Source organism: Paenarthrobacter sp. PPS72 (assembly GCF_048537125.1).
In the GTDB taxonomy this organism is placed as follows: domain Bacteria; phylum Actinomycetota; class Actinomycetes; order Actinomycetales; family Micrococcaceae; genus Arthrobacter; species Arthrobacter nitroguajacolicus_E.
The window spans coordinates 283,226-292,284 of the sequence record NZ_JBLYIE010000004.1; the positions used below are offsets into that span (position 1 = coordinate 283,226).

The following is a 9,059-nucleotide window of genomic DNA, read 5'->3' on the forward strand; positions in this document are numbered from 1 at the left end:
TTGAACAGATGTTCAAAGTGCACTAGCCTGCTTCGTATGACCCAAGCCACATTTTCCGATTCCGTCTCCACGCTCTTCATCAACGGCCGCTGGGAACCGGCTGCGTCCGGTGCCGTGCGCGAGATCCACAACCCGGCCGACGGCGAGCTGGTCGCCACGGTGTCAGAAGCCGGCCGCGAAGACGCCGAGCGCGCCATATCCGCCGCCCGCGCGGCCTTCGATTCCGGCGTTTGGGCGAACGTCCCCGCGCCCGAGCGCGGCACTTTCCTGCTCAAGGTCGCCTCGGAACTGCGCGAACGCCGCGAGAAGTTCGCCCGCGCCGAATCGTTGGACACCGGCAAGCGGATCATTGAAAGCCGCATCGACATGGACGACATCGCCGCCTGCTTCGAATATTTCGGACGCCTCGCCGGGCAGTCGGCGGGCCGGGTGGTGGACGCCGGGGACCCCGCCGTCGTGAGCAAAATAGTCTACGAACCCGTCGGGGTCTGCGGCCTCATCACCCCATGGAATTACCCGCTGCTTCAGGCCGCGTGGAAGATCGCGCCCGCGCTGGCCGCCGGTTGCACCTTCGTCCTGAAGCCCGCCGAGCTGACCCCGTCCACCGCCATCCTTGCCATGCAGCTGCTGCAGGATCTGGGCCTGCCGGACGGCGTCGCCAACCTGGTGACCGGCCCCGGCCCAGAAGCCGGCGCGCCTCTTTCGGAGCACCCCGACGTGGATCTGGTCTCCTTCACCGGCGGTTTGGAAACCGGCAAGCGCATCGCCGCAGCCGCAGCCGGCACCGTGAAAAAGGTGGCGCTGGAGCTTGGCGGCAAGAACCCCAACGTCGTGTTTGCCGACGCCGACTTCGACGCCGCCGTCGACAATGCGCTGAACGGCGCCTTTGTGCACTCGGGACAGGTTTGCTCCGCCGGGGCGCGGCTGGTGGTGGAGGAATCCATTGCCGATCGCTTCGTTGACGAACTGGTCCGCAAGGCCAAGGACATCCGCCTCGGTGGCCCGTTCGATGAGTCCGCCGAAACCGGACCGCTGATTTCCGCGGCACACCGGGAGAAGGTGGATGCCTACGTCCAGCGCGGTGTGGCCGAAGGCGCACGACTGCGGTGTGGCGGCTCGGCCCCGGACGGCGAAAAGTTCGACGCCGGTTTCTACTACCAGCCGACCATCCTGGACCGCGTCCAGAGGGGAATGTCGGTAGTCGTCGATGAAGCCTTTGGCCCGGTAGTGACAGTGGAAACCTTCCGCACGGAAGACGAAGCCGTGGCCACCGCCAACGACACCATCTACGGGCTGGCGGGTGCCGTCTGGACCCAGGATGCGGGCAAGGCACAGCGGGTCGCGGGCCGTTTGCGGCACGGCACTGTCTGGATCAACGACTACCACCCCTACCTTCCGCAGGCTGAGTGGGGCGGCTTCGGCCAGTCCGGCGTCGGCCGCGAGCTCGGTCCCACTGGACTGGGTGAGTACCAGGAAGCCAAGCACATCTACCAGAACACCAGCCCCCAGGTGACCGGCTGGTTCGCGGACCACGGCAAGGAGAAATAGATGCACGTCGACAACATCGGGAACCTCAGCGAGCGCGGGTTCGATTACGTCGTCATTGGCGGCGGATCTGCGGGAGCTGCGGTCGCCGCCAGGCTCAGCGAGGACCCTGCCGTTACCGTGGCACTGGTGGAAGCCGGACCGGATGACCGCAACCTGCCGGAGATCCTGCAGCTGGACCGCTGGATGGAGCTGCTGGAATCCGGCTACGACTGGGATTACCCTGTGGAACCGCAGGAAAACGGCAACTCCTTCATGCGCCATGCCCGCGCCAAGGTGATGGGCGGCTGCTCCAGCCACAACTCCTGCATCGCTTTCTGGGCTCCGCGCGAAGACCTGGATGAGTGGGAGTCGAAGTATGGCGCCACCGGTTGGAACGCTGCTGCCGCGTGGCCTTTGTACCAGCGGCTGGAAACCAATGAGGACGCCGGTCCGGATGCTCCACACCATGGCCACGACGGTCCGGTGCACTTGATGAACGTTCCCCCGGTGGACCCCGCGGGTGTCGCGCTCCTCAATGCCTGCGAGCAGGCCGGCATCCCCCGGGCGAAGTTCAATGACGGCACCACCGTGATCAGCGGCGCCAATTTCTTCCAGATCAATCGCCGCTCGGACGGGACACGTTCTTCCAGTTCGGTTTCCTACATCCACCCGATCGTGGACCGTGAAAACTTCACACTGCTGACCGGCTTGCGTGCACGCCAACTGGTGTTCGACGCGGACAAGCGCTGCACCGGCGTCGACGTGGTGGACTCGGCTTTCGGCCGGACGCACAGGCTCTCAGCACATCGCGAGGTCATCCTGTCCACGGGCGCCATCGACTCCCCCAAGCTCCTCATGCTTTCCGGCATCGGCCCTGCCGCCCACCTGGCTCACCATGGCATCGAGGTGCTGGTGGATTCCCCCGGCGTCGGCGAGCATCTGCAGGACCACCCGGAAGGCGTGGTGCAGTTCGAGGCCAAGCAGCCCATGGTGCAGACCTCCACCCAGTGGTGGGAGATCGGCATCTTCACTCCTACCGAGCAGGGCTTGGACCGCCCGGATTTGATGATGCACTACGGCTCCGTACCCTTTGACATGAACACCCTGCGGTACGGCTACCCCACCACGGAGAACGGCTTCAGCCTTACTCCCAACGTCACCCATGCCCGTTCCCGCGGGACTGTTCGTTTGCGTAGCCGGGATTTCCGCGACAAGCCGATGGTGGACCCACGCTACTTCACCGATCCGGAGGGGCACGACATGCGCGTCATGGTGGCCGGCATCCGCAAGGCCCGTGAAATCGCGGCGCAGCCGGCCATGGCTGAATGGACCGGCAGGGAGCTCTCCCCCGGCATCGAGGCACAGAGCGACGAAGAGTTGCAGGACTACATCCGCAAAACACACAACACCGTCTACCACCCCGTCGGTACGGTCCGCATGGGCCCGGTGGAGGACAACATGTCACCCCTGGATCCCGAACTGCGGGTCAAGGGCGTTACCGGACTGCGCGTGGCCGACGCCTCTGTCATGCCGGAACACGTCACCGTGAACCCCAACATCACCGTGATGATGATCGGCGAGCGCTGCGCCGACCTCATCAAGGCCGATCTCAGTTCCAGCCGGACGGAGGAAACCACGACGGCGGAGGCGGACTTCAGCTTGTCCCTCGCCTGAACAGGCAACTGCTCTTAGATCCACGCTTTAGACCCACGCAAGAACCAATGGGGGAACAGCCGGAGGCACACTGTGGTGCCCGGCTTTTGATTTCGACTGCGTCCAATGGCGGCCGCAGGTAATCACCATTCGTGCATGTCTGAATTAGGAGTTCGAATGTCAGAACCCAGCAAATCAGGACCCTGTAAGAGCGATGCGAGCGGCATGGACGAGTTTGGCTATGCCCAAACCCTTGACCGCAGCATCGGTAAGTTTGCCAGCTTCGCCGCCGGCGTCAGCTACATCTCCATCCTCACCGGCGTTTTTCAACTGTTTTACTTCGGATTTTCGACGGCGGGACCCGCCTACGCCTGGTCGTGGCCAATCGTCTTCGTAGGCCAGCTGATGGTCGCGCTGTGCTTTGCCGAACTGGCCGGACGGTATCCGGTGGCCGGTTCGGTCTACAACTGGGCAAAAAGGCTTTCTACTGGAACGTGGGCGTGGTTGGCGGGTTGGTTGCTGCTGCTCTCCTCCATCATGGCCCTGGGGTCTGTTGCCCTGGCCCTTCAAATCACCTTGCCGCAAATCTGGGATGGCTTCCAACTGGTGGGTGATGGAACAGGTCCTTACGACTTCGCCGTCAACGGGGTCATCCTGGCCAGCATCATGATCGGGATTTCCACGCTCATCAACGCGTTCGGTGTGAAGCTCATGACCATGATCAACAGCGTGGGAGTGTTCGTGGAATTGGTCGCGGCCGTCCTGCTGATTATTGCGCTCATCTGGCACTCCGTGCGCGGACCGGAAGTCCTCCTGGATACCAACGGATTCGGCGAAGAACATCCCTTGGGATTCTTCGGAGTCTTCCTCATCGCCGCAATGGCTTCCGGTTATGTCATGTACGGCTTCGACACCGCCAGTTCACTGGGCGAAGAGACCAAAGACCCCAAGCGCACGGCTCCCCGGGCGATCCTGCGAGCCATCACGGCGTCCTTCCTCTTGGGCGGGCTGCTCCTTCTGGGCGGAATCCTTGCCGCACCCGATCTTTCCGATCCCAAGCTCGGAGCGGCTGATGGCGGGCTGCAGTACATAGTGCTGTCCGTGCTGGGCGGCCCTTTTGGCAAGGCCTTCCTGGCATGCATCGTCGTAGCTGTTGTGGTCTGCACCCTGGCCGTTCACGCAGCAGCTATCCGGATGATGTTTGCCATGGCCAGGGACAACAACCTCCCCTTCAGCCGTCAGCTCAGCAAGGTGCATCCCACCCGGAAAACCCCCACCGTGGCTGCCATTGTCATCGGCGTAGTCGCTGTGATTCCCCTGATCGTCAATATTTCCCAGCCGGCCATCTTCACCATTCTGTCCAGCATCAGCATCGTCCTGATCTACTTGTCGTACTTGCTCGTGACAGTGCCCATGCTGCGGCGTCGATTCCTTAAGAAGTGGCCCCTCAAGGACGACGGATCAGAACCCGGATTCAGCCTCGGCAAATGGGGACTTCCCGTAAACATCCTGGCGGTCCTCTGGGGCGGTGCCATGACGCTGAACCTGGTGTGGCCCCGGCAGGAAATTTATAACTCGGTACCGCCCTTTGAGTGGTACCTGCAATGGGGCGGCGTCATCTTCGTTGCTGCCGTAGTCATCGGCGGAACGCTCCTCTACCGCCTCCGCATCAGGCACCACACCGGAGTCCTGGCCGAACACGCAGCCCTGGTCGCGCCGTCGGTTCAGGATCCGGACCCGGACGCAGATCCGGCCTTGGCGGTAGCGCAGAACTCATGACACATGCCCGGGCGGTCCTAGACGAACGCAGATTTCCCTGTCACCGCCCGGGCCACGATCATGGAGTTGATCTCGTAGCTGCCCTCGTACGTATATAGAATCTCTGCGTCACCAAAGAGCTTGGCCATCTCGTAATCCGTGATGATCCCGTTCCCACCCAGCAAAGAGCGCCCCATCGCCACCGACGAACGGGCCAACCGGGTGGTGGTGGCTTTGCACATGGCGGCCTGCACCATCTGGAGTTTTCCGGCCTGCTGAATCCGGGCGAGCTCCACCATCATGGACAGTGAGGCATTGGCATTGCCCAAAATGTCTGCAAGCTGCTGTTGCACCAACTGGAACCGGGCCAATTCCTTGCCGAATTGCCGGCGCTCCAAAGCGTAGGAACGTGCAATATCAAAGGCGGCCAACTGAATTCCGGCAGCTTGCCATCCCACCCATGCCCGGGAATCGCGCAGGAGGTCGTTGGCTTTTGAGAACTCCGTGGCACCCGGCAGGAGGTTCTCCTCAGGAATACGGACCTCGTCCAACACAATGTCCGCATTCTGCATGATGCGCAGGCCGATCTTGTGGGAAATCTTGGTAGCCGAGTAACCGGGGCGGTCGCTCTCCACGATGAAGCCTTTGATGTGACCGTCGGATTCGTCCCGCGCCCATACCAGCGCGAAGTCGGCAATCGTCGCCGCCCCGATCCAGCGCTTGGCACCGTTGATGACCCATTCGCCGCCGTCGCGTCGCGCCGTCGTCGAGAGCCCCCCGGCGATGTCCGATCCATGGTCCGGTTCTGTCAGGGCGAAGGCACCCAGCTGGGTAAAAGCTTCCAGCCCGGGCAGCCACGTGCGCTTCTGCTCCGTGGACCCGAGCTCGTCGATCATGCCGACAATCAGCTCATTGTGGATCCCCACCAGTGCCGACAGGGAAACGTCCGCTCGGGCCACCTCGGTGTACATGAGGCCCTTGAACAGCTTGGAGGAACCGTCCGTTTGCAGCCCGCCCAGCCCGAACTTGGCCATGTCGGCCAGCAGCCCGAACGGGAATTCCTCCCGGTTCCAATAGTCGATGCTGGCGGCGCGGATCCGCGTCTGCAGGAACTCCCTGATTTCCAGGTACCGCGCACGCTCCTCAGGTGGGAGCAGGTCGATGACGTGCATCAAGTCCGCCTCCGGATAAGGAGGCAGGACGTGTTCTGATGCCGCACCGCTGGTAACAGTGCCGGCAGCTTTTTCGTCGAGCATTAGACCCCTTCGTCATGTCCCGCATAGGCTCTTCCAAACCCTTGGATGTCCTAGTATATTGCAAGGTGATGTGTATCACTAGGCGGGATGCTTTGGCAACGGTGCCAAGGAAATCCGAAGGCGAAAGGCGGACTATGACAGTCACAGAAGACTTCCGTGCGGCCCGCGACCGGCTGCTGAAATTGCGCGAGGACTACAAGCAGGCCCACACAGAATTCCAATGGCCGCGCTTCGAGGAGTTCAACTTCGCGCTCGACTGGTTTCACCACATCGCCGCAGACGAGGCCAGGGGCAGCCAGCCCGCCTTGGTCATTGTTGAACAGGACGGCAGCTCCACACGCCGCACCTTCAGGGACCTCTCGCAGAGGTCCTCCCAACTGGCCAACTGGCTGCGCTCCCAGGGCATCAAGCGCGGCGACCACATGATCATCATGCTCGGCAACCAGGTTGAGCTGTGGGAACTCATGCTGGCCGGCATCAAACTGGGCATCGTCATGATCCCCACCACCACCCTCATGGGCGCCCGCGACCTGCAGGATCGGGTGGAGCGCGGCGGGGCCACCTGGGTGGCGGTCGGAAGTGCCAACATCGGCAAGTTCGCCGACGTCGAAGGCAATTACACCCTGATCGAGGTCGGTGCAGAGAGCACCCACCCGGACGCCAAACAGTACTCAGACTCGCACGACGCCGGAACGGACTTTGCGCCCGACGCCCCCACCAAGGCGGACGAGACTCTCCTGCTCTACTTCACGTCCGGCACCACGTCACGAGCGAAACTCGTGGAGCACACTCACACTTCCTACCCCGTGGGCCACCTGTCCACCATGTACTGGATCGGCTTGGAACCCGGCGATGTCCACCTCAACGTCGCCTCCCCAGGCTGGGCCAAGCACGCCTGGTCCAACGTCTTTACGCCGTGGATCGCCGAAGCCACGGTCTTCATCTACAACTACCAACGCTTCGACGCCGGCGCCCTCATGGATCAAATGGGTCGCGAAGACGTCACGAGTTTCTGTGCCCCGCCCACGGTCTGGCGTATGCTCATCCAGGCCGACCTCAGCCAACTCGCCAACCCGCCACGGAAGGTGGTCTCTGCCGGCGAACCGCTCAACGCCGAGGTCATCGGCCAAGTGGAGCAAGCCTGGGGCGTCACCATCCGCGACGGCTTCGGCCAAACCGAATCCACCGTCCAGATCGCCAACACCCCCGCCCAGCCTGTGAAGATCGGCTCCATGGGTCGGCCACTGCCGGGATACGACGTGGTTCTGGTGGATCCGGTCAGCGGCCAGGAAGCCGACGACGGCGAACTCTGCTTGCGCTTGGACCCCCGGCCCGTGGGGCTCATGAAAAGCTACTTCGGCGACGAAGCCAAAACGGCCGAAGCTTTCCGCGACGGCTACTATCACACCGGCGACATGGCCAGCAGGGACTCCGACGGCGTCATCACTTACGTCGGCCGGGACGACGACGTCTTCAAGTCCTCGGACTACCGCCTGTCACCTTTCGAACTCGAAAGCGTCCTGATCGAACACCCCGCAGTGGCGGAGGCCGCCGTCGTTCCTTCACCTGATGCGGTGAAGCTGTCCGTGCCGAAGGCGTTCGTGGTGCTGGCCGCCGGTTACGAAGCCGGGCCGGCTGTTGCGGAGGACATCCTCAGGTATTGCCGTGAGCACCTGGCCCCGTTCAAGCGCATCCGCCGCCTCGAATTCGGCGAGCTGCCCAAAACGATTTCCGGCAAGATCCGGCGGGTTGAGTTGCGTGGCACGGAAGTGGCCAGGCACGGCGACGGTCCGCTTCCTTCAGGTCTTGGAGTGGAATACACCGAGGAAGAGTTCCCGAATCTGAAAGACTAGGCAACCGAACAGTAGGCCAAACGGACAGTAGGCCAAACAAGCAGTAGGCCAAGCAACCGAAGGAGGCCCATGGGCACCCCGCTCCCCCGCGACCCCATTGCCGATGCCCAACGCAACTGGGAACGGCATGGCTGGGGCGATGTCGCTGCGCCCATGGCTGCCATCACCGCGATCATGCGCACACAGCAGATCCTCCTTGCGCGCATTGAAACGGTGCTCAAGCCGTTCGGGCTGACATTCGCGCGCTACGAACTCCTCGCGTTGCTGAGCTTCGCCCGCAGCGGCGCGCTGCCCATGAACAAAGCCAGCGCGCTGTTGCAGGTCCATCCCACCTCGGTGACCAACGCCGTAGACCGCCTGGAAAAGGCCGCCCTTGTTGCCCGCTCACCGCACCCAACCGATGGGCGCACCACCCTGATCGAGCTCACGGCCGAGGGACGCACGCTCGCAAAAAAAGCGACGGCGGCACTCAACGCGGAGGTTTTCGGCAAGTCAGGATTCGGGCCCGACGACGTCGATCACCTCATCCGCGTCCTCGGCACCTTCCGCAGGGACGCCGGGGATTTTACGGAGGAATAAGGGATTCATCCCCAAGAAGCTCCCTACGTTCTGGAGGGGCGGTGTCCCGGCACAGGGGTGGGGCCTTTGACTTGTAGCTGTGTCCGGTGGGGTGTAGCTCAGGGAATCATCTATCCCGGTCTCGAACACCCCCACCTGAGGTTGAAGCCTTCGTTCTCGGCCGCACGGAGGTTGGTGGAGGTCACTGCCTCGACTGTGGAGGTTGCGAGGTCCCGCGATGCCTTCGCCGAGTTCGCGGCGAGTAATGCTTACCGTATGCAGTTCGTTGGCCTGCACATCTATGTCCCGGCACTGCTCCGACATGCGCGGCAGGAGGTGCCTAGGTGTATTGCCCACGGAGGTTGGTGACGCGGCTGGCTGGTGGCTGACCTTTGAGTGAGGTGTGGCCTCGGTGATGATTGTAGTGATGGAGCCAGTCGGCGAATGCGGCGAC

The 9,059-nt window shown here is 62.8% G+C and carries 6 protein-coding genes and 1 pseudogene; 5 read left to right on the forward strand and 2 right to left on the reverse strand.

The genetic code is table 11. The features are described 5' to 3' along the window. Positions 1-36: 36 nt before the first annotated feature. The 3 genes from ACLRGI_RS02755 to ACLRGI_RS02765 all read left to right on the forward strand — a co-directional run bounded on the left by ACLRGI_RS02755 (position 37) and on the right by ACLRGI_RS02765 (position 4,959). A complete protein-coding gene (locus ACLRGI_RS02755) occupies positions 37-1,548 on the forward strand; it encodes an aldehyde dehydrogenase family protein (protein WP_419200182.1) in 1,512 nt (503 codons plus the stop codon). Continuing rightward, entirely contained in the window at positions 1,549-3,201 is a 1,653-nt protein-coding gene (locus ACLRGI_RS02760; RefSeq protein ID WP_419200183.1) for a GMC family oxidoreductase, read from the forward strand. A gap of 156 nt (positions 3,202-3,357) precedes the next feature. After that, positions 3,358-4,959 (forward strand): APC family permease, encoded by a 1,602-nt coding sequence (locus ACLRGI_RS02765; RefSeq protein WP_419200184.1) that lies wholly within the window; start codon positions 3,358-3,360, stop codon positions 4,957-4,959. 17 nt (positions 4,960-4,976) lie between these two features. Here ACLRGI_RS02765 and ACLRGI_RS02770 read toward each other — a convergent pair whose 3' ends face one another. Further along, a complete protein-coding gene (locus ACLRGI_RS02770) occupies positions 4,977-6,194 on the reverse strand; it encodes an acyl-CoA dehydrogenase family protein (RefSeq protein WP_419200185.1) in 1,218 nt (405 codons plus the stop codon). 134 nt (positions 6,195-6,328) lie between these two features. Between ACLRGI_RS02770 and ACLRGI_RS02775 the strand changes: the two genes are divergently transcribed. Together ACLRGI_RS02775 and ACLRGI_RS02780 are read left to right on the forward strand one after the other, a co-directional pair. Then, positions 6,329-8,047, forward strand: a complete 1,719-nt coding sequence (locus ACLRGI_RS02775; protein WP_419200186.1) for an AMP-binding protein — start codon at positions 6,329-6,331, stop codon at positions 8,045-8,047. A gap of 69 nt (positions 8,048-8,116) precedes the next feature. Next, entirely contained in the window at positions 8,117-8,626 is a 510-nt protein-coding gene (locus tag ACLRGI_RS02780) for a MarR family winged helix-turn-helix transcriptional regulator (RefSeq protein ID WP_024819327.1), read from the forward strand. A 319-nt stretch (positions 8,627-8,945) separates the two neighbouring features. Here the strand turns inward: ACLRGI_RS02780 and ACLRGI_RS02785 are convergent. Further along, positions 8,946-9,059: pseudogene (locus tag ACLRGI_RS02785) on the reverse strand (IS481 family transposase); the annotation flags it as partial.